The 19,692-nt window shown below is 32.4% G+C and carries 17 protein-coding genes; 12 read left to right on the top strand and 5 right to left on the bottom strand.

All coding sequences use genetic code 11. The features are described 5' to 3' along the window. Positions 1 to 80: 80 nt before the first annotated feature. The 6 genes from map (at position 81) to pruA (ending at position 8,287) form a co-directional block, all read left to right on the top strand. Complete coding sequence (map, locus tag ACHRV0_RS10840; RefSeq protein WP_089058210.1) at positions 81 to 899, top strand: type I methionyl aminopeptidase; 819 nt, start codon at positions 81 to 83, stop codon at positions 897 to 899. Positions 900 to 918: 19 nt separating this feature from the next. Next, positions 919 to 1,692, top strand: a complete 774-nt coding sequence (locus ACHRV0_RS10835) for a class I SAM-dependent methyltransferase (RefSeq protein WP_129023959.1) — start codon at positions 919 to 921, stop codon at positions 1,690 to 1,692. A 112-nt stretch (positions 1,693 to 1,804) separates the two neighbouring features. Continuing rightward, positions 1,805 to 4,705 carry a DEAD/DEAH box helicase gene (locus ACHRV0_RS10830; protein ID WP_395440848.1) on the top strand — a complete coding sequence of 967 codons (2,901 nt, stop codon included), beginning with the start codon at positions 1,805 to 1,807 and terminating at the stop codon, positions 4,703 to 4,705. A 74-nt stretch (positions 4,706 to 4,779) separates the two neighbouring features. Continuing rightward, entirely contained in the window at positions 4,780 to 6,039 is a 1,260-nt protein-coding gene (locus tag ACHRV0_RS10825; protein WP_129023957.1) for a DUF5103 domain-containing protein, read from the top strand. Positions 6,040 to 6,118: 79 nt separating this feature from the next. Beyond that, positions 6,119 to 6,505 carry a Co2+/Mg2+ efflux protein ApaG gene (gene apaG, locus ACHRV0_RS10820; protein WP_008467225.1) on the top strand — a complete coding sequence of 129 codons (387 nt, stop codon included), beginning with the start codon at positions 6,119 to 6,121 and terminating at the stop codon, positions 6,503 to 6,505. 156 nt (positions 6,506 to 6,661) lie between these two features. Then, positions 6,662 to 8,287, top strand: coding sequence for an L-glutamate gamma-semialdehyde dehydrogenase (pruA, locus tag ACHRV0_RS10815; RefSeq protein WP_129023956.1), 1,626 nt, complete (start codon positions 6,662 to 6,664; stop codon positions 8,285 to 8,287). Between the two features lie 97 nt (positions 8,288 to 8,384). Here the strand turns inward: pruA and ACHRV0_RS10810 are convergent, their stop codons facing one another. From ACHRV0_RS10810 to ACHRV0_RS10795, 4 genes are all read right to left on the bottom strand, one after another. Next, positions 8,385 to 10,127, bottom strand: a complete 1,743-nt coding sequence (locus tag ACHRV0_RS10810) for a CocE/NonD family hydrolase (RefSeq protein WP_395440847.1) — start codon at positions 10,125 to 10,127, stop codon at positions 8,385 to 8,387. A gap of 12 nt (positions 10,128 to 10,139) precedes the next feature. Then, positions 10,140 to 10,859 carry a LytR/AlgR family response regulator transcription factor gene (locus tag ACHRV0_RS10805; RefSeq protein WP_395440846.1) on the bottom strand — a complete coding sequence of 240 codons (720 nt, stop codon included), beginning with the start codon at positions 10,857 to 10,859 and terminating at the stop codon, positions 10,140 to 10,142. After that, positions 10,856 to 11,911 (bottom strand): sensor histidine kinase, encoded by a 1,056-nt coding sequence (locus ACHRV0_RS10800; protein WP_395440845.1) that lies wholly within the window; start codon positions 11,909 to 11,911, stop codon positions 10,856 to 10,858. Before ACHRV0_RS10800 ends, ACHRV0_RS10805 begins: the two co-directional genes overlap by 4 nt. Before the next feature lie 183 nt (positions 11,912 to 12,094). Further along, on the bottom strand, positions 12,095 to 12,859 hold the full coding sequence (locus tag ACHRV0_RS10795) for a carbonic anhydrase family protein (protein WP_371414516.1): 765 nt from the start codon (positions 12,857 to 12,859) through the stop codon (positions 12,095 to 12,097). Between the two features lie 278 nt (positions 12,860 to 13,137). Here ACHRV0_RS10795 and ACHRV0_RS10790 point away from each other — a divergent pair, with 278 nt between their 5' ends. Next, positions 13,138 to 13,869 (top strand): hypothetical protein, encoded by a 732-nt coding sequence (locus ACHRV0_RS10790; RefSeq protein WP_395440844.1) that lies wholly within the window; start codon positions 13,138 to 13,140, stop codon positions 13,867 to 13,869. Between the two features lie 67 nt (positions 13,870 to 13,936). Here ACHRV0_RS10790 and rsmG read toward each other — a convergent pair whose 3' ends face one another. Next, complete coding sequence (gene rsmG, locus ACHRV0_RS10785) at positions 13,937 to 14,566, bottom strand: 16S rRNA (guanine(527)-N(7))-methyltransferase RsmG (RefSeq protein ID WP_129023948.1); 630 nt, start codon at positions 14,564 to 14,566, stop codon at positions 13,937 to 13,939. Positions 14,567 to 14,673: 107 nt separating this feature from the next. On the opposite strand from rsmG, the gene ACHRV0_RS10780 reads away from it, so the two are divergent. The 5 genes from ACHRV0_RS10780 (at position 14,674) to ACHRV0_RS10760 (ending at position 19,472) form a co-directional block, all read left to right on the top strand. Beyond that, positions 14,674 to 15,771, top strand: a complete 1,098-nt coding sequence (locus ACHRV0_RS10780) for a fatty acid desaturase family protein (RefSeq protein ID WP_395440843.1) — start codon at positions 14,674 to 14,676, stop codon at positions 15,769 to 15,771. A 72-nt stretch (positions 15,772 to 15,843) separates the two neighbouring features. Then, positions 15,844 to 17,034, top strand: coding sequence for a pyridoxal phosphate-dependent aminotransferase (locus tag ACHRV0_RS10775; protein WP_089058197.1), 1,191 nt, complete (start codon positions 15,844 to 15,846; stop codon positions 17,032 to 17,034). 146 nt (positions 17,035 to 17,180) lie between these two features. Then, complete coding sequence (locus ACHRV0_RS10770) at positions 17,181 to 17,771, top strand: hypothetical protein (RefSeq protein ID WP_395440842.1); 591 nt, start codon at positions 17,181 to 17,183, stop codon at positions 17,769 to 17,771. A 60-nt stretch (positions 17,772 to 17,831) separates the two neighbouring features. Continuing rightward, complete coding sequence (locus tag ACHRV0_RS10765) at positions 17,832 to 18,377, top strand: dihydrofolate reductase family protein (protein WP_395440841.1); 546 nt, start codon at positions 17,832 to 17,834, stop codon at positions 18,375 to 18,377. 48 nt (positions 18,378 to 18,425) lie between these two features. Beyond that, positions 18,426 to 19,472 carry an RHS repeat domain-containing protein gene (locus tag ACHRV0_RS10760; protein WP_395440840.1) on the top strand — a complete coding sequence of 349 codons (1,047 nt, stop codon included), beginning with the start codon at positions 18,426 to 18,428 and terminating at the stop codon, positions 19,470 to 19,472. Positions 19,473 to 19,692 lie beyond the last annotated feature (220 nt).

The raw sequence follows: 19,692 nt of genomic DNA, 5'->3' as shown, positions 1-19,692 counted from the left end.
GAATTAGTGTGAATTCGTAAAATTCGTGGCGAAAAAAATAATATAAAATTGTACTTTTGCGAACTGAAAATGGGAAAAATATGATTATCCAAAAAACTAGAGAGGAAATTGAATTAATGCGCGAAAGTGCTTTAATCGTATCAAAAACATTAGGAATGATTGCTTCTGAAATTAAAGAAGGAGTTACAACATTATATCTTGACAAATTAGCCGAAGAATTTATCCGTGATCACGGTGCCGTTCCAAGCTTTTTAGGATTATATGATTTTCCTAATTCACTTTGTATGAGTCCAAATTCTCAGGTTGTTCACGGAATTCCAAATAACACTCCTCTAAAAAGCGGTGATGTCATTTCGGTAGATTGTGGAGCATTTAAAAATGGATATCACGGAGATCATGCGTATAGTTTCGAAATTGGAGAAGTTGCACCTGAAGTTAAAAAACTTTTGCAGGTAACTAAGGAATCTCTTTATGTTGGAATTAGAGAATTTAAAGCAGGAAATCGCGTTGAAGATGTTGGAAATGCGATTCAAAAATACACAGAAGCACATGGTTACGGAGTTGTTCGTGAACTAGTTGGACACGGTGTTGGGCAAAAAATGCACGAAGAACCAGAAATGCCAAACTACGGAAAACGCGGACGCGGAAAACTATTCGTTGAAGGAATGGTAGTTGCAATTGAACCAATGATTAACCTTGGAACCAGAAACATTAAGCAACATAAGGACGGCTGGACCATTACAACTGCAGATGGAAAAGCAAGTGCACATTTCGAACATGACGTAGCACTAGTTGATGGTAAACCTGAATTATTATCTACTTTTCAATACATCTACAAAGCTTTAGGAATCGAAAGCAATGAAGAAGACGAATTTAGAAAAGTGCCATTAGTACTATAATACAACCCGAATCAAACCTGTGAAAAAACTTTTCAAATTAGTTTTAAATACTATTCCAAGACCGATATTAATTCGTTTGAGTTACGTGGCACGTCCAATTTTAGCTTTATCGCTGAAAGGAAGCAAATTTACTGATCCTATTGACGGAAAAAGTTTCAAATCGTTTTTGCCTTACGGATATGGAAAACAGCGTAATAATGTACTTTCACCAAGTACACTTTCTTTAGAAAGACACCGTTTGCTTTGGTTGTACTTAAATGACCAAACTGATTTTTTTACAGCACCTAAAAAAGTACTTCATTTTGCTCCGGAACAAGCTTTCTATAAACTTTTCCGTAAGCAGAAAAATCTTGATTATACAACAACCGATTTGTTTTCGCCTTTGGCAGATGTAAAAGCAGATATCTGCAATTTACCTTTCAAAGACAACGAATACGATGTGATTTTATGTAATCACGTTTTAGAACATATTCCAGACGACACAAAAGCAATGCAGGAATTATTTAGAGTTTTAAAACCTGGCGGAATGGCGATTCTTCAAATTCCACAAGATTTATCTCGTGAAGTTACATTTGCTGATGATTCGATTACAGATCAAAAAGAACGTGCTAGAATTTTTGGACAATACGATCATGTTCGCATTTACGGACGTGATTATTTCGACAAATTAAGAAGTATTGGCTTTATTGTAATTGAAGAAGATTATACTAATAAAATTGCACCAGAACTGGTAGAAAAATATTGTTTAGCAAAAGGAGAAATCATCCCGCTTTGCTTTAAACCAGAGAACTAATTTTTCTCCCAATATAGTAACATAAGTTCATTTAAAAAGTTTTCAAAATAGCGATAATTTGAAAACTTTTTAATTTTTATACGCCTTATCAAATCAAACCAAATCTTAAATCTTGGAACCTGCAAAATCATATCAATTTTGTTTTGACATCAGTTTTGAAAAAAACCTAAACACTCACATCCCGACCGCATACATTGTTGAGAACACTGATGAAATTAAATACTTAAACAAAAAAGCAAGCGCTGAAGTACTTGAAAGTTTTGGAATCGCATTTGAAAGCTTGGATTCTAACACAAAAAAAATATTGACTGCCTGCGAATCTTTAAAATTGGAGTTCATTTTTAAAAAATTCAGTGCAAAAGTAAAATCGGCAAAAACCATTGCTGATTTGCAAAAAGATTCCAAAATTGATTTTGCTATTCGTCAATATTTAAACTTTAATTTAAGTTCATTTTATAATCTAATTGTAAAAAAACAATTTCCGCTGTCTATTGACATTGGTCCTGAGAAGGATTTTTATCATTCCAGAGTTGATGTAAATCCGCTGCATTTTGAACCGCTTATTCAGTTCGACAAACATTCTGAAGGAATCACTTATACCCTTTCTTTAAAAGAAAATGAAACTGTTTTTCTACCGATGAACAGTAAAATTGATATTCTTTTAAATGAACCAGGCTGGCTGATTATCAATAAAAAATTAGGACAGCTAAAAGATCTTAACACTAAAAAGTTACAGCCCTTTTTAACTAAAAAATCAATAGAAATACCTTCAAAATTAGTCGATAATTTTTTCAAAAATTTCATTCCTGAAATAGCTAAAAAAATTGACATAGAAGCAACTGGTTTTGAGGTTGAAAATCGTGACAAGATTATTTCCTGTACGATTCAGCCCGTTTATGATTTCTTTAAAAACTGTTATTACCTCAACCTTTATTTTGACTACAATGGTTATACATTTGATTCAGGTAAAACAAAAAAAACACATTCATTTGTAGATTTCAACGCTGCAGGCGAACCTAAAATTATTCAGTTCAAACGAAGTTCTGATGAAACTTTATATACAGAAAAACTGCTTGAAATTGGTTTAATAAAAATCAAAAACGAATTATTTGGATTAAATGCCTCAGTAGAAACTCCAGATCCTTATCTCAATATTCAATTCATTATTGATCACAAAGAAGAACTTGAAAGTTTGGGTTTTACAATTGAAAATCTAAAACTAGAAAGCAAAGAAATTATTACCGAAAACCATTCTGTTTTAACATCAAAAGAAACCGCTGGAGACTGGTTTGACATCAAAATAATCATCACGATTGGGTCGTATACGATCAATTTCAGTGAAATTATTCCCAATATAAAAAGCAAAGAAAGACTCTTTTTACTGCCTGACGGAAACTATTTTTTGATTCCGTTAGAATGGTTCAGCAAATACAGTTCGCTGGCAAAACTAGCTAAAACAGAAAATGGAAATCTGCTTTTGCGTAAAAGTAATTTTGCTGCCTTAGACACCATTACAGAAATCAAAAACGAAGTTATTCAAAAAGCTGAATATACCTTTTCTGAGTTACTGAAAGCAACTTTAAGACCTTATCAAATTGACGGCGTAAAATGGCTTTTAGGTCATCACAACTCCAATTTGGGCGCTTGTCTTGCGGATGATATGGGACTTGGAAAAACTTTGCAAACGCTCGCAGTTCTTGTTGCCGTTCAGGAACAATTAGGTTTTACAACAAAAACTACAAATTTTGATTTGTTTGCCAATGAAACTACGATAGAAAGAGAACCGCTTAAAGCTTTGATTGTTTTACCTTCTTCATTGGTTTTTAACTGGTATAACGAATCTGCAAAATTTACTCCGCACTTTTCAAAAATGCAATATGTAGGCAATGACCGAAAGCAATTAGCGAGCAGACTAGCCTCAACTGATTTAATTTTTACGAGCTACAGCATTATTCATCGTGATATTTCGATTTTAGAAAAATATGATTTCCGTTATTTGATTTTAGACGAAAGTCAATACATAAAAAACAAAGATTCTAAGATTTTCAAAGCTATTAACAAAATTGACACGGCTCATAAAATTGCGCTGAGCGGTACTCCAATTGAAAACTCTTTGGACGATTTATGGTCGCAGATGCAATTTATAAATCCAGATATTTTGGGTAGTTACAATTTCTTTGCCACCAATTTTAAAATTCCGATAGAAAAAAAACAAGATGAAAATATTTTGTTTGAACTAAAAAATCTTGTTCAGCCTTATATTCTAAGAAGAACTAAAGAACAGGTTTTAAAAGATTTACCTGAGTTATCGGAGCAGATTTATTACTGTACTATGGATCCTGAACAGGAGAAATTATACGAAAAAGAAAAATCAAAAGCGCGTAATTTTTTACTTAAAACGGATGGTTCTAGTCCTGATAAAATCAGTATTATCAATACGTTGATGAAGCTGCGACAATTAAGTAATCACCCAAAAATGGTAGATCAAGATTCAGAAATCGATTCTGGAAAATATATCGCCGTTACAAATTATTTAGAAACTTTAGTAAAAGGAAAACAAAAGGCGATCATTTTTAGTTCATTTGTTACTAATCTAAGTTTCTACACTGATTGGTGTAAAGAAAATAAAATAGAGTATTGCGAAATTACGGGCGAAACTCCTGCTCATAAAAGAGAACAGCAGGTAAAACTGTTTCAGGAAAAAGAAAATCCTTTGTTGTTTTTTATTTCACTTAAAGCCGGCGGCGTTGGATTGAATATTACCAAAGCTTCTTATGTTTTGTTTTTAGATCCGTGGTGGAATCCTTTTGCAGAAAAACAAGGAGTTGGCCGCGCGCATCGAATTGGACAACTTAACAAAGTCAATGTTATACGATTTATTTCGAAAAATACGGTTGAAGAAAAAATAATCAAACTGCAGGAAAACAAAAAACTGTTATCTGATTCGCTTTTAGAAGAAAGTTATATCAATGACGAAATCGAAGCTAATTTAGAGTACATTTTGAATTCTTAATACGTTAAACCAATAAAACAGTCTATTTTTCGTTACATAAAATTGTTATATTTACAATCTTACAACGTAATAAGATGCCAAAATTTTTATATACAAGCTTATTTTTTATTCTAATTTTCACTTTGGCGAAAGCCCAAAATGTTCAAAAAGAAATTGATCCGCCTTACAATATCAAAACTGTTTCGTTTGTACAAAATGGCAGTAATGTTGTTCCTATTTTTGAATTAGGATCAACATTTGAATTTCAATTTGATGATTTATTTGGAAGCGAAGCCAATTATTACTTCGAAATTACTCATTGCGATTACAATTGGATTCCGTCAGACATTCCAAAAACAGATTTTTTACGTGGTTTTGATGGTCAGCGAATAACTGATTATTCTAATTCTTTTAATACGCTTCAAATATATTCACATTATAGACTTCCGTTTCCAAATCAGTTTACTACGCAGCTGCGAATTTCTGGAAACTACATTTTAAAAATTTTAAATGAAGATAAAGAAGTTGTACTTGCAAGAAAGTTTATTTTGTTTGAGAATCATTGTACCGTTGCAGCTCAAGTAAAAAGAAGCCGTAACCTCAGCAACATTGATTTTAAACAGAATCTTGATTTTGCAATAGTTTCAAATGATATTGTTTTTCAAACGCCGACGCAAAATGTAAAAGTTCTTTTATTGCAAAACGGAAATTTCAATACTGCAATAAAAAATGTTCCACCACAATATACAATTGGAAATCAACTTGTTTACAAATACGATGCTGAAACTCAGTTTTGGGGCGGGAATGAATTTTTATATTTTGAAAACAAAGACATTCGAGCTGCCAATAATAATGTTGGAAAAGTGGGAACCAGCAACGATGTTTACAATTCATATTTGTACACGAATCGCGCTCGAGGCAATCAGATCTATACTTTATACCAAGACGTTAACGGTAATTTTGTAGTTAAGAACATAAACGGATCAAATAACGATATTGAGGCTGATTATGCGTGGGTTTACTTTTCGCTTTCGGCTCCTGCCTTTAGACTTAACAAAGATATTTATATAACAGGAATGTTTAATAATTACAGTTTATCACCAGAATACAAAATGGATTATAATACGGAAAAAGGCATCTATGAAAAGGCTGTAATGATAAAACAAGGTTTTACTAATTTTCAATATACGGTAGCTGATAAAAAAGGAAACATCGATAATGAAAATGCTATTGATGGCAATTTTTATCAAACAGAAAACGAATACACAATTTTGGTTTATTATAAAGAAAGCATAGATCGTTATCAAAGAGTTATAGGAAAAGGAAATGCAAACTCAATAAATATCGTAAATTAAAACATTGTTAAGGTTTTAGGACAAAAGATTTTTTTTTGTAGATTTGCATATATAATATACACATATTTACTACGTTAGTATGGTTTCTCAAATTACAAGAGGCATAAAAATATCTGTTTTGACTAGTTTTGAAGGAACTTACTTCAAAAACTACAAAATTCACTTTGCTTTTAGTTACGTAGTTACAATCGAAAATCATAGTAAAGATTCTGTTCAGTTAACTTCTCGTCATTGGGAAATTTTTGACTCTCTAAATGATTTGGAAGTTGTTGACGGTGAAGGTGTAATTGGTAAAAAACCAGTTTTAAAACCGGGAGAAAATCACACTTATAGTTCAGGCTGTTTATTATCATCGCCATATGGTGCTATGAAAGGTCATTTTAATATGATCAATTTTACTACAACAAAAACATTCAAGGTTATTGTACCTACTTTTAGAATGTGTGCTCCTTTTGCTTTAAACTAAATCATAGTTTAAAGGCTGTCTTCTTTTTATCGTTATCTAAATCATAAATTTATCAAATTATTAATTTATCCTTTGTACTTTTGTGCAACGTTAGATTATTCGTAACAATCAAATCATCTAACCTGTAAATTGTCTAATTATCTAATTTTAAATAACATGCTAAAAGGATTCTTTCATGTACCAAAAGCGGTAAACGAACCCGTAAAAGGCTACGCACCTAACTCTCCAGAAAAAGCAGCTGTTCAAGCGGCTTACACTACAATGTGGAACTCTCAAATTGATGTTCCTTTATATATTGGAAGTGAAGAAATCAAAACTGGAAACACTAGAAACATTACAGCTCCTCATGATCACAAACATATCGTTGGAAAATATCATTTAGCTGAAAAACAACATATCGAAAAAGCGATTGCAAATGCTCTTGAATCAAGAACGGCATGGGCAAACATGGCATGGGAACAACGTGCTGCTATTTTCTTAAAAGCTGCTGAACTTATCGCAGGGCCATACAGAGCACGCATTAATGCTGCTACTATGATTGGTCAATCTAAAAATATTCACCAAGCAGAAATTGATGCTTCTTGCGAATTAATTGACTTTTTACGTTACAACGTAGAGTTCATGACTCAAATTTATAACGATCAGCCAAAATCAGATTCTTCTGTTTGGAACCGTTTAGAATACAGACCTCTTGAAGGATTTGTTTACGCAATTACTCCTTTTAACTTTACTGCTATTGCTGCAAACTTGCCTGCAAGTGCTGCAATGATGGGTAACGTTGTGGTTTGGAAACCAAGTGACAGCCAAGTATTCTCTACAAAAATTATTCTTGAAGTTTTCAAAGAAGCTGGAGTTCCTGACGGTGTTATCAACGTAGTTTTTGGAGATGCTTTAATGATTACTGATACTGTTTTAGCAAGCCGCGATTTTGCAGGTGTTCACTTTACAGGTTCAACTCACGTATTTAAAGATATTTGGGCAAAAATTGGAGCAAACATCCATAATTATAAAACTTACCCAAGAATCGTTGGAGAAACTGGTGGTAAAGATTTTATCATTGCACACCCAAGCGCAAACGTAAAACAAGTGGTTACAGGAATTACTCGTGGTGCATTTGAATTTCAAGGGCAAAAATGTTCTGCAGCTTCAAGAGCTTATATCCCGCAAAGTTTATGGCCGGCTGTAAAAGAGCAATTAATTGCTGATGTAAAATCTATGAAAATGGGTTCTCCAGAAGATTTCGGAAACTTTATTACTGCAGTTATCCACGAAGGTTCTTTTGATAAATTAGCAAGTTATATTGACCAAGCGAAAAAAGATGCTGACGCAGAAATCATCGTTGGTGGAAATTACGATAAATCTGTTGGATACTTTGTTGAGCCAACGGTTATTGTAACTACAAATCCAAAATATACTACAATGGAAACTGAGTTATTTGGACCAGTTATCACAATTTATGTTTACGAAGATGCTAAGTGGGAAGAGACTTTAGAATTAGTTGACACTACTTCTGAGTACGCTTTAACTGGAGCTGTTTTCAGCCAAGATCGTTATGCTATTGAAGTAGCTACTACTAAATTGCAAAATGCAGCTGGTAACTTCTATATTAACGATAAACCAACTGGAGCAGTTGTAGGAATGCAGCCTTTTGGTGGAGCAAGAGCTTCTGGAACTAACGATAAAGCAGGTTCTGCATTGAACTTATTGCGTTGGGCTTCTCCTAGAACTATCAAAGAAACTTTTGTAACTCCAGAAGATTACAGATATCCTTTCTTAGGTTAATATTTCTGATTTTAGATTTTAGAAATCAGATTTTAGATTATATAAAAAAAGCCTCAATTTTCAATTGAAAATTGAGGCTTTTGCTTTTTGTGTTATTTTATTTCCAAATTGGAATTTTTACAAAACTGTCATTGTACCATTTTACTTTTAATGGTTCTTTTGCATCTTGAATTGTTTCATTGCTGACTTCTTTTCCTGTTCCATAATTTAATTGAGAAAACGGATTTTTATTGACATTAATAACTACCAGCAAACGACTTCCTTTACTTAATTGTTTGCTTACTAAATGCGTATTTGAAAAAGGAATTGACTCAATTTCATTTGGTTTCAGTAAATTTCTTTTAGTAATATCTTTAGCATAACTCACACGTCCTAAAAAGTATGAAAGATGAAAATATTCCCCATTTGGCATTACTTCATACAAAGTAACTCCTATATCCATATCTTTCTTATTGATACTGGCTTTTATTTCGCCTAAAAACGAACCATTAATCAAGATCGGCTCTTTCAACGGTTCGCTTACAAAAGCAAAGCCATTTGTTGTGTCAATTTCTTTTCTGATAATAGGATCTGGATAATAGTCATTATTTTGGATTTGTCGGTCAGCAAAATCAACTTCTTGGTACAGATACTTTTTTTGAGCTGCTTTTTTTTCTTTTAAAGAATAGAATTTTCCTCTTTTACTATCTGACAAATACAATTTAAGAAAACCATTAGCCATCTTATCGAGAGAAGGAGCGCTTCGCCACTCATTTGCACCCATTACTTCATAATTAATCTTGTCTTTGAGTATTTCTGGTTTTGCACCATTTTTCAAAATGTAATCAAACCATTGGTAGGTTATTTTTTTAATATTGATTATCGACACTGAATCAACTTTGTAATCATACAATTCTTTTTCACCTCCAACCTGAGTCCCAAAATGATCGTAGGGTCCAATAACTACGTAGACTGGAGCTTTGGGATTGTATTTTTGAAGTTCTCTTATGTAATATAAACTTGAATTTTGAGAATCATTATAATAACCATCAAATACTAATACGGGAATATTTATTTGGGCAAAATCATTTTTATAGGGTGCCATTTTTTGCCAATATTCATCAAATGAAGGATGCTTAATCCATCGCTGAAAAAGTCGATTCGGGCTTCCATCGAGACTGTCTAGTTTTTTGTAAGCTTCGCCTGTTTCCCACCATTTCCATTGCATTTTTCTAAAACGCTGCCTGTCATTTCCCGCAATTGTATCCAGATATTTATTATTACCAACATAAAACGACCATTCATAATTAGGATTTATAAATACATTGTTTTCCATTGGCAAGCCCATTCCGGGTCTGTTAGCAACATACGGAACTATCGTCTTAAGTGCTGGATGCATTTTTTTACAAGCCGCCCATTGTGTAAATCCGTTGTAACTGCCGCCATACATTCCTACGCTTCCGTTACACCATTTTTGTTTACTGATCCAATCAATAATATCATAAGCATCATTGCCGTCATTTTCATAAGGAAGTATATCGCTTTGACTAAATCGCTTTCCTCTTGTATAGGCAATTACACCTACATAGCCATTATCAACAGCTTCTTTTAAGGATTTAATGTCTCTTCCTTTATCTCTAACATAAATCGTAAACTGAAGTATTACTGGTTTTGGACTAGAAACTTCTTTTTTCCGAACAACTATTGCCGAAATATAAGCGCCATCTCGTGTTTTAATCATTACACTGTCTTGAATATCATAAGCACTTTTTAAATCTTCAGATTTTATTCTGTTGGTTTGTTGTGAAAATGTATTTGAGACTATTAAAATAAGAAATACAAAATTTAAAATTGTTTTCATTGAATAGCTTTATTAAATCCCATTGCTTTTTTTAAATTTTGCAGATTGACGTTTAGACACCTTTAATAATTCTCCTGTTTTAAGTTTTACTTCAAGTCCGCCATCGATTGTACTATTAACTTGTTGTATGTATTTAATATTTACAATTTCGGTTCTGTTTATTCTAAAAAAAACAGTTCTATCCAGCATCTCTTCCCATTGTCGGAGTGATCGCCTTTGCATCGCTTTTTTGTCTTGAAAATAAAGTCTCGTATAATTCTCTAGAGATTCAATTAAATAAATTTCATCTAATGGAATGAAAAACCTTTTTTCGCCATCTTTAATAAAAATCCTTCGGTCTTGTTCTGTCGCACTGCTCAAAACAGATTTCATGCCTATGGTATTTCTTATTTTTTCAATTGCTTTCGAAAAACGTTCATCTCTTATGGGCTTCAGCAAATAATCTAATGCATTTACCTCAAATGCTTGTACTGCAAATTGATTATGGGCTGTAATAAATAATACCTCCGGAACATTCTTTAAGGATTCTAATAAATCAAATCCAGATTTTTCAGGCATTTCAATATCTAAAAAAATCAAATCAGGCATTTTCTTTTCAATCAGATCTTTGGCATCATACGCATTTTCAGCCTCACCAATTAGAATAAAATCTTCATACAATAATAAAGCTCTTTTAAGTTCTTCTCTCGACAAACGTTCGTCATCAACTATTACAACTTTTATCTTTTTCATTTCGATGGTATTAAAATGGTTGCCAAAACTGTTTCATCCTGCATCTCTTTAATTTCAAAAAAAGCTTGCCCATTATATTGCAGCAGCAATCGCTCTTTTAGATTTTTTAGTCCAATGCCCGAATCCTTTATTTCTTTGTTGAATTTGCCTGAATTTTGAACCGTAATTTTAATTAAATCAATTTCGGCTTTTACTTTTACTTCTATAAATCCGCCGTTTTTTCTTTTTTCAATTCCATGTTTAACAGCGTTTTCAACCAATGACTGAATACTAAAAGGCAGAATCAAATGCGTTAATTCTTTTTCATTTGCTTCAATTTTGACTTGCAAGCGTTCTTCAAAACGCATTTTTTCTAATTCGAGATAATCTCTAACAAGATTAATTTCATCACTTAAAAGAATTAATTTCTCAACATTACTGCTTAAAGAATTCCTTAACAATTCAGACAAAAGGTCAATTGCTCTTCTGGCTAAATGTGGATTCTCTAATACTAAAAATTTTATATTATTTAATGAATTAAAAAAGAAATGCGGATTAAGTTGCGCACTCAAATTATTAAGTTGTGCTTCTTTTACAATAATAGACAGTCTAGCGTTTTCTTTTACTGTTTGCAATTCAAGTCTTGAATAGTGATAAAGGTGATACGCTAATACCCAAATCGACATTAGCCTGGTTCCTGTAATAAAAATTTGTAATTGCATCGACTTAAAAAATACCGTAAAAGGTAAAAGACCGCCTTTTAGTATAAAGAGACGAACCAGATATAATTTACCAGCAATCAAAACGGTGTATACCAAAGAAAGAATCAAAACACCTATTATCATTTTTGGAATTAATTTTTTTAGATTTAATTTATTCCATCCCTTTTTTAAAACAAAATTTCGGTAAAGATGTGTTAGTCCAATGCCAATCGAGACATCTAGCATTAAATCGGCAACACCAATTTTCCAGATAAAATTACCGCTGAAAAAAGCCTGAAATCCCCAGTATAAAGATGCTGTAAGCCATCCCGCCAGTTGAATTTTCCAATAAGTCGATATTGTTTTATTCATTTTCAAAGTAAAAGGTATTTATTACATCGTAAAGGTATTTCTCTAATATAGAGCGAACAAATAAAAGTACATGAAAGAAAAATAATAGGTGATAAATGAAATTTTCTTACTTAGAATTTTATCTGCATGAAAAAAGCCGAATCTATTTTCAAGATTCGGCTTTTATTTTTAATGTTTATAGAATTAAAGAAAAACAACTTCTCCAGAATGTAAATCATAATAAGCTCCTACGATTTTGATTTCGCCTTTATCTGCCATTTCTTTTAAAATAGGACTTTTTGCTTTGATATCTTCAATTGTTTCAAGCACATTCGTTTTTGCAACATGCTCTACAAATTCATCATTTTTAGAAGTTTTGTCTCCTTTAAAATCTTGAGATTTTGCTATTGCCGGTTTTATTTTAGCAAGCATCGCCGTGATATTTCCTAATTCTACATTGTCAATCGCTGATTTTATAGCTCCGCAGGATTCATGTCCTAAAACCAAAATGAGTTTTGCTCCAGAAACTTTACAGCCAAATTCCATACTGCCTAATAAATCTTCATTAACAAAATTCCCAGCGACTCTTCCAACAAAAAGATCTCCAATTCCTTTATCAAAAACATCTTCTACAGGAATTCTGCTGTCAACACAAGAAAGAATAACTGCTTTTGGGTATTGCCCTTCAACGGCATCACGAACCAATGCTGAATGATCTCTTAAAGTTAAGTCGTTATTCATATACCGCTTATTTCCCTCTTTCAATCTCTGAATAACCAAATCGGGTGTAAGTGCTTTTTGTTGTTCTGCAGTTAGAACTTTTTCTTTTAATGGAACTAATTTTGAAGCTGTTTCGATCATTACATTTTCATGTAATTCTTCAGGCTCTTGCGCTTCTTTTGTTTGTTTTTTCTCGCAAGAAGCTACGAAAAACATCATTAAACCAATCGTACAAAGTATTTTATTCATCATACATATTTTTAAATTAAATAATAAAAAAGGTTCAAATAATCAATCAAAGTAAAATAGAATTTCTTACAATTTTTACCAAATTAAATTTACACAAATTAACATTACTTTAACTGGCATTTTTTGAATAATTATTGTAATACTTTTCTTATTTTACTGATTGTCAATATTATACACTTTGTTAAAAAACTTATTTTGTTGTTTTAAAAACTTCTAATAACATTTCGTAAAAAAACATCACTTTAAATTTGTCTAAAATAATTTAACACATTAATCAAATGAGGAATTTAAACAATGTCCCTAAAATAATTTTAGAATCAAAAAGTATTGGTCATTCAATTGATTTTACGTGGACTCGGAAGAAAATAAACAAATTTTTAGATCCTCTTGAACAAAATCAAGAGTTGGAAAATGCGTTAACCCATATTAACCATAAAGGCTCTATTGGTCTAACTGCGGCATTATTAGAATGGATTTATTGGCGCTTTACAGGATTCACACAAACAACAAATGACACCCAAAAACGAATTGAAGCTCTTTGGTGCTCTATTAATAACCGAGAGCAGACAAATCCTTTATTGTTTGATACAGAACTTGAAATTCCTGCCGCAGGTCCTGTTGACGGTGCATTATGGATTGCTTTAATGAACGTGACTATGATTGATGTTAGATATAGAAAAGGATCTTATTTTTTACAAAATGAACTTTTAGGATTAGCATTGTTAGCGCGTCATATTACTCCAAAAAAGAAAACTTTTGACAAATGGCTTAGCAGCACAATTGCTAACTTAGTTTCACTTTATCCTTGTACTTATAGTTATATTGATTTAAACGAATCTGATGAGGCAGTTTACAATTCATCAAATGAGCCTGTAATATGCCGCGATTTTTTCTTTGATCCTGAGTTTAAATACAGTCTTGAAGCGTCAGAAAATGCAATTCAAAATTTTATTGATAATTTAAATCTTAAAGCAAATCCTTTTTTGAATTCTGCTAAAAAGGCATCCTAGCCAACCTAATATTAATTCAAAAAATAACCCGAAAGAAAATTCATTCGGGTTATTTTTTATGTTTAATTTAAGCTTTAAATTTTAAAGGCAGATGAACCACTTTTTTAGTTTCAAAAAATTCATCGTCAAATATTTCTGATAAGTCATACAGAGTTGTATTTGGAAAATCTTTTAATTCTTCTGTCAGATCTCCTCCTTTCAAATACAAAATTCCGTTTTTCAAAGTATGCTTGTGCTGCTTTTTAATTTTATCTTTTATCCAAGAAACAAAATCTGGCATATTGGTTACGGCACGGCTGACAATAAAGTCAAAATCACCTTTTACTAATTCGGCACGCTTTTGTTCCGCTTTTACGTTCTTTAATTCTAATGCATCAACAACACCTTGAACAACTTTTATTTTTTTTGCGATTACATCAATTAAATAAAAACGTGTTTCAGGAAAAAGAATCGCCAACGGAATTCCAGGAAAGCCACCTCCAGTTCCAACATCAAGAACTGTTGCTCCCGGCTCAAATTTCATGATTTTAGCAATTCCTAAAGAATGCAAGATGTGTTTTGTATATAAGGCATCAATATCTTTTCTAGAAATCACATTGATTTTTTCATTCCAATCGTGGTATAAAAAGTCTAATTTTTGAAATTGTTCGATTTGAAGATCGGTCAAATCAGGAAAATATTTCAATATCTCATCCATTGCTCTAAATTTTTAACAAAAGTACTACTTTACGATTGAAATATTTAACTCAATTTTGCAAATTGAAAATTTATAATAATTACCTTTGAAAACTATTTAAATTAATTATGAATAACACTGCTCCAACTTTTGCAAGGCAAGACAATCTGAAGTTTTTCAGAACACTTAACTCTCGGGTAAACAATTACTTTAAAGAGAACAACATTCAGAAGACCGGAAACTGGAAGCTGCACTTAAAAGCTGTTATTCTGTTCGCGGTTTTTCTTACTCCGTATTTTTTAATCCTTACACTTAATATGCCTTTTTGGGTAATGCTTCTTTTATCGATCGTAATTGGTATTGGTATGGCTGGTGTTGGAATGAATGTAATGCATGATGGAAATCATGGTTCGTATTCTAATATAAACTGGATTAACAAATTTATGGGAGGTACTATTTATGTACTGGCGGGAAATGTTTACAACTGGCAGGTACAGCATAATGTGCTTCATCATACATATACCAACATTCCAGGACATGACGAAGATTTAGACGCTGGAAGAATTATCCGTTTTACTCAAGATGCAAAATGGCATAGTTTTCACCGTTTTCAACATTATTATTCTGTTTTCTTATATGGATTATTGACTTTTAATTGGGCCATTACTACCGATTTTAAGCAAATGAGAAACTACCTTAAAAGAAAATTATCTTATGGTGAACCAAAAAGCCCAAAAATTCTTTGGACAACTTTAATCATCACCAAAATTATATATGTTTCTATTTGGATTGTTTTACCAATTGTGATAGGAATTACATGGTGGAAAGTTCTTCTTGGCTTTTTCGTAATGCACTACACTGCAGGATTAATCTTAAGTGTTGTTTTTCAGTTGGCTCACGTTGTAGAACATACTACAAATCCAACCCCAAATGAATTAGGAGAAATGGACAATACTTGGGCAATTCACCAATTGTTTACTACAACAAATTTTGCTCCAAAAAATGCAATTGTTAACTGGTACACAGGAGGATTGAATCATCAAATCGAACATCATATTTTTCCAAATATAAGTCACATTCATTACGGTAAAATTGCAAAAATTGTAAAAGAAACTGCAAAGGAGTGCAACTTGCCTTATTATGAATACAAAACAATGCGAAGTGCTATTGTTGCACACTTTAAGCATTTACGCGATTTAGGAATGAAACCTGAATTATCAGTTTAAGCTAAAAAAATCTATTAATAATAACCTTCCTTAATTAAAAGTTGAAAATTAAGGACATTCAAAATTTTTATAATGAACCATATTCTTTCAGACAGAATCAACAACCTTGCGACTTCACAAACATTGGCAATGGCGGCATTAGCTCGCGAATTAAAAGCACAAGGAAAAGACATTATCAGTTTAAGTTTAGGTGAGCCTGACTTTAATACACCTGACTTTATTAAAGAAGCTGTTAAAAAAGCAGTAGACGAAAATTATAGCACATATTCTCCAGTAGAAGGTTACCTTGAATTAAGAGAAGCAATCTGCAGAAAATTTAAAAGAGACAACGGATTAGAGTACAAACCAACTCAAATCGTAGTTTCTACAGGAGCAAAACAATCTTTATACAACATTGCACAAGTAATGTTAAATGATGGTGACGAGGTTATTTTACCAGCGCCATACTGGGTTTCATATTTCGAAATTGTAAAACTTTCAGGAGGAGTTCCCGTTGAAGTTCCAACTTCTGTAGATACAGATTTTAAAATTACTCCAGAACAATTAGAAGCTGCCATCACACCAAAAACAAAAATGATGTGGTTTTCTTCTCCTTGCAACCCTTCAGGTTCTGTTTACAGCAGAGAAGAATTAACAGCACTTGCTAAAGTTTTAGAAAAACACCCAAATATTTACGTAGTTGCAGATGAGATCTATGAGCACATTAATTTCTCAGGAACTTTCTGCAGTATCGGTTCAATCCCAGGAATGTTAGAAAGAACAATCACTGTAAACGGAGTTGCAAAAGCTTTCGCCATGACAGGATACAGAATTGGTTATATTGGAGCACCAGAATTTATTGCAAAAGCATGTACAAAAATTCAAGGACAAGTAACATCTGGAGCAAATTCTGTGGCGCAACGTGCTACAATTACAGCAGTAGATGCAGATCCAAGTGTATTAAACCACATGGTTCAGGCGTTCCACACACGTAGAGATTTAGTGGTTGGATTATTAAAAGAAATTCCTGGAGTAAAAATCAACGTTCCAGAAGGAGCATTTTACGTTTTCCCAGACGTTTCTTCTTTCTTCGGAAAAACTTTAAAAGGAACTGAAATTAAAGATGCAAACGACGTTTCGATGTATCTTTTAGCTGAAGCTAACGTTGCAACTGTAACCGGAGACGCTTTCGGAAATCCAAATTGTATTCGTTTCTCTTACGCAACAAGCGACGATATTTTAAAAGAAGCATTACGCAGAATCAAAGAAGCTTTGACTGCATAACAACATAAATAAGTTTTATTAAAACGGCTTAAGGTTCAAAAGTTTCATCACTTTTATACTTTAAGCTGTTTTTTTGTCTTTGTTTAAACATGTAAATAAATTCTTATATTCGCCTCACTATTTAATAATCTAAAAAAAAAAAATCAATGACCTTAACTCTACGCTATTTTACTGCTATAATGTTTACACTATTATTTTCGTCTCATTCAAAAGCCCAGACTATGGGTAATTTTATTAAAGCATCCATAGGTTATGGATCGAGCAGTTCATATTACATCGAAGATTATGGAAGTCAGGAAGAAGTAGATGTTATGGGAGGCGGACTTTATCTTCAAGCAGAATATGTTTTAGGAGTAAGATCATGGCTAAGTATAAGACCTTATGCTGGCGCCATTTTTGAATCTGTAGATAAAGATCAAAATATACAAAACCAACCTCAATATAAAGTAACAACTAATGCTTTTTTAATGGGAGGAAAAGTTCGTATTTGCGCACCAATTCCATGGGTAGCACCATTTATCGAAGGTGGTATAGGAACTTCGATAGGTAAATTCGAAACCTTTACACCAAACATTAATTTTAACAAAAGTGATGTTTTACTGCATATCCCATTTAGTATTGGATTAGCGCTGGGCAGAAAAAACAGCCTGGAAATTGGTATTTCTGGATATTTTCATCCTGCTGCAAAACAGTCAACCGGTGTATTTGCTATTGGATATTCTATCCCTCTAGATTAGGTTTTATTCAAATTAAAAACTATCTTTTATTAAATTGTAACAAGCATAAAAATTTCACAAATGAAAAAAGTAATTCTAGATTTAGCTGTAACCTTAGATGGTTTTATTGAAGGTCCAAACAGAGAAATTGATTGGTGTATTATGGATGATGAAATAGATTTTGATGGATTTTTGTCAGGCATAGATACCATTTTTTATGGTCGGGTAAGTTATGATTCTTGGGGCAATTATCAGCCAGAAACAAATGCAAGTAATGCAGAACTAATGCTTTGGAAAGGAGTACATTCAAAAAAGAAATATGTTTTTTCAAGTCAAAGCAGACAAGACAACAAAGCAACATTTATAAACTCAGATATTGTAACAAAAGTAAATGAGATTAAAAAACAACCCGGAGGTGACATTTGGCTCTATGGTGGAGCAAGTCTTATTAAAACCTTTATTCAATTAAATCTTATTGACATATACAGAATATCAGTTCATCCAATAGCTCTAGGAAGCGGTAAGCCATTATTTGAAGACTTAAAAGAACGACTAGAATTAACCTTACTTAAAACCAATATTTTCAAATCTGGAGTAGTACAGCTTATTTACGAACCTATCAAATAAAAGATTATTTTTATCAGGAATAATCACAACCAAAAACCACCAACTAAAATGAAGAAAACACTACTCGCAATTATAATAACCATTATTGTAATTAGTTGTGCAAGCGAAGAAACTCCTACTCCTACTGTACCAGAAGGCAATGTTCCAACTGAGCCAATTACACCGACAGTACCACCGGTTGTTAAAGTCGTACTTAAACCTGCGATTACTAACAACATTCTTAAATCACTAACCGCTAAAAATACCGCCGAAAGTGATTCTTTAAAATTAGTCAAGAAAGTATACTACTATAGAGATGTACTGCATTTTGCACAAGAAGCCGCTATTAAAGATTCACTAAACAAATTTAGAGATACTATAAAGCGCTGGTGGGGAAGTAGAACTGATTTTGAATATGACGCAAGAAAACAATTAAAATCTACCAAAAAATATGCAGCAGGTTACAACGGTAATCAGGCAAGTAGTAATATTGATTTTATGGATACTTTTTCTTATTCTAACGGCAAAGTAAGCACCACCACAGAAAATAGATATCTATATGATACAAGAGGTAATATCACCGAATTAAAAACAAATGACGACATAACTGTTCAATATACTTATGATGATCAAGACCGTTTAACTCAGGCAAAAAAATATGTAGCCTACAATAATTCATTCTTTCCAAATATCTCTGGGCACAGATATATAATTGACTTTGTTTACATGGATATGGGCGATAACAAAGTAAAAGTATCCGCCTATTACTGGATGCAAACCTATGATAAAAGTGGCCATATTGTACCAGGACAAGAGCATTACAGCCTTAACGAAGATGTTTATAATATTGATACTTCTAAACCGGGAATTTATGCTAATGAAGCTTGGTATAAAGTAACAGGCTATCCTATTCTATTTTATATGCAAACTCAAGGCAGCGATTATGTTACTTTTTCTCCTACACCAACTACGCATATTACAGACTGGCTTTGGTACGCTAATAGACCAATTAAAGAACATTACATTTACAATAAACAAGGTTACCTAATTAAAAAAATTACAACAACCGAATACACAAATGGAATAGCATCGTCTATAACTTTGTTTGAATATTAGTTAACAGATAAAATTGAGAACAGATTTATTTTATTAATTTCCAACTAATTAACTTAACAATATTTTATAAAAAGTAAAAAACAGATAAACAATCATTTTCTTGATTCTTCGAAAATGATTGTTTATCTGTTTTTTTTTATTCAACACTATTTTAAGCCCCCCAATCAATTCAAACCCAAATCTTAACCATCATCATCCCATATTAAGTTAACAATTTCAA

The sequence above is a fragment of the Flavobacterium sp. FlaQc-30 genome (assembly GCF_044005885.1).
In the GTDB taxonomy this organism is placed as follows: domain Bacteria; phylum Bacteroidota; class Bacteroidia; order Flavobacteriales; family Flavobacteriaceae; genus Flavobacterium.
The sequence above is the reverse complement of the archived record's forward strand: the minus strand, read 5'-3'. Positions and strand labels throughout refer to the sequence as shown.

What these genes read in the sequence shown, in the direction of transcription:
- map (WP_089058210.1), top strand. Translation starts at nt 81, where the DNA reads ATGATTATCCAAAAAACTAGAGAGGAAATTGAATTAATGCGCGAAAGT.
- ACHRV0_RS10800 (WP_395440845.1), bottom strand. Translation starts at nt 11,911, where the DNA reads ATGAATAAAACAATATCGACTTATTGGAAAATTCAACTGGCGGGATGG.
- apaG (WP_008467225.1), top strand. Translation starts at nt 6,119, where the DNA reads ATGGTTTCTCAAATTACAAGAGGCATAAAAATATCTGTTTTGACTAGT.
- ACHRV0_RS10760 (WP_395440840.1), top strand. Translation starts at nt 18,426, where the DNA reads ATGAAGAAAACACTACTCGCAATTATAATAACCATTATTGTAATTAGT.
- ACHRV0_RS10805 (WP_395440846.1), bottom strand. Translation starts at nt 10,859, where the DNA reads ATGAAAAAGATAAAAGTTGTAATAGTTGATGACGAACGTTTGTCGAGA.
- ACHRV0_RS10810 (WP_395440847.1), bottom strand. Translation starts at nt 10,127, where the DNA reads ATGAAAACAATTTTAAATTTTGTATTTCTTATTTTAATAGTCTCAAAT.
- ACHRV0_RS10770 (WP_395440842.1), top strand. Translation starts at nt 17,181, where the DNA reads ATGACCTTAACTCTACGCTATTTTACTGCTATAATGTTTACACTATTA.
- ACHRV0_RS10780 (WP_395440843.1), top strand. Translation starts at nt 14,674, where the DNA reads ATGAATAACACTGCTCCAACTTTTGCAAGGCAAGACAATCTGAAGTTT.
- ACHRV0_RS10795 (WP_371414516.1), bottom strand. Translation starts at nt 12,859, where the DNA reads ATGAATAAAATACTTTGTACGATTGGTTTAATGATGTTTTTCGTAGCT.
- ACHRV0_RS10765 (WP_395440841.1), top strand. Translation starts at nt 17,832, where the DNA reads ATGAAAAAAGTAATTCTAGATTTAGCTGTAACCTTAGATGGTTTTATT.
- pruA (WP_129023956.1), top strand. Translation starts at nt 6,662, where the DNA reads ATGCTAAAAGGATTCTTTCATGTACCAAAAGCGGTAAACGAACCCGTA.
- rsmG (WP_129023948.1), bottom strand. Translation starts at nt 14,566, where the DNA reads ATGGATGAGATATTGAAATATTTTCCTGATTTGACCGATCTTCAAATC.
- ACHRV0_RS10790 (WP_395440844.1), top strand. Translation starts at nt 13,138, where the DNA reads ATGAGGAATTTAAACAATGTCCCTAAAATAATTTTAGAATCAAAAAGT.
- ACHRV0_RS10825 (WP_129023957.1), top strand. Translation starts at nt 4,780, where the DNA reads ATGCCAAAATTTTTATATACAAGCTTATTTTTTATTCTAATTTTCACT.
- ACHRV0_RS10775 (WP_089058197.1), top strand. Translation starts at nt 15,844, where the DNA reads ATGAACCATATTCTTTCAGACAGAATCAACAACCTTGCGACTTCACAA.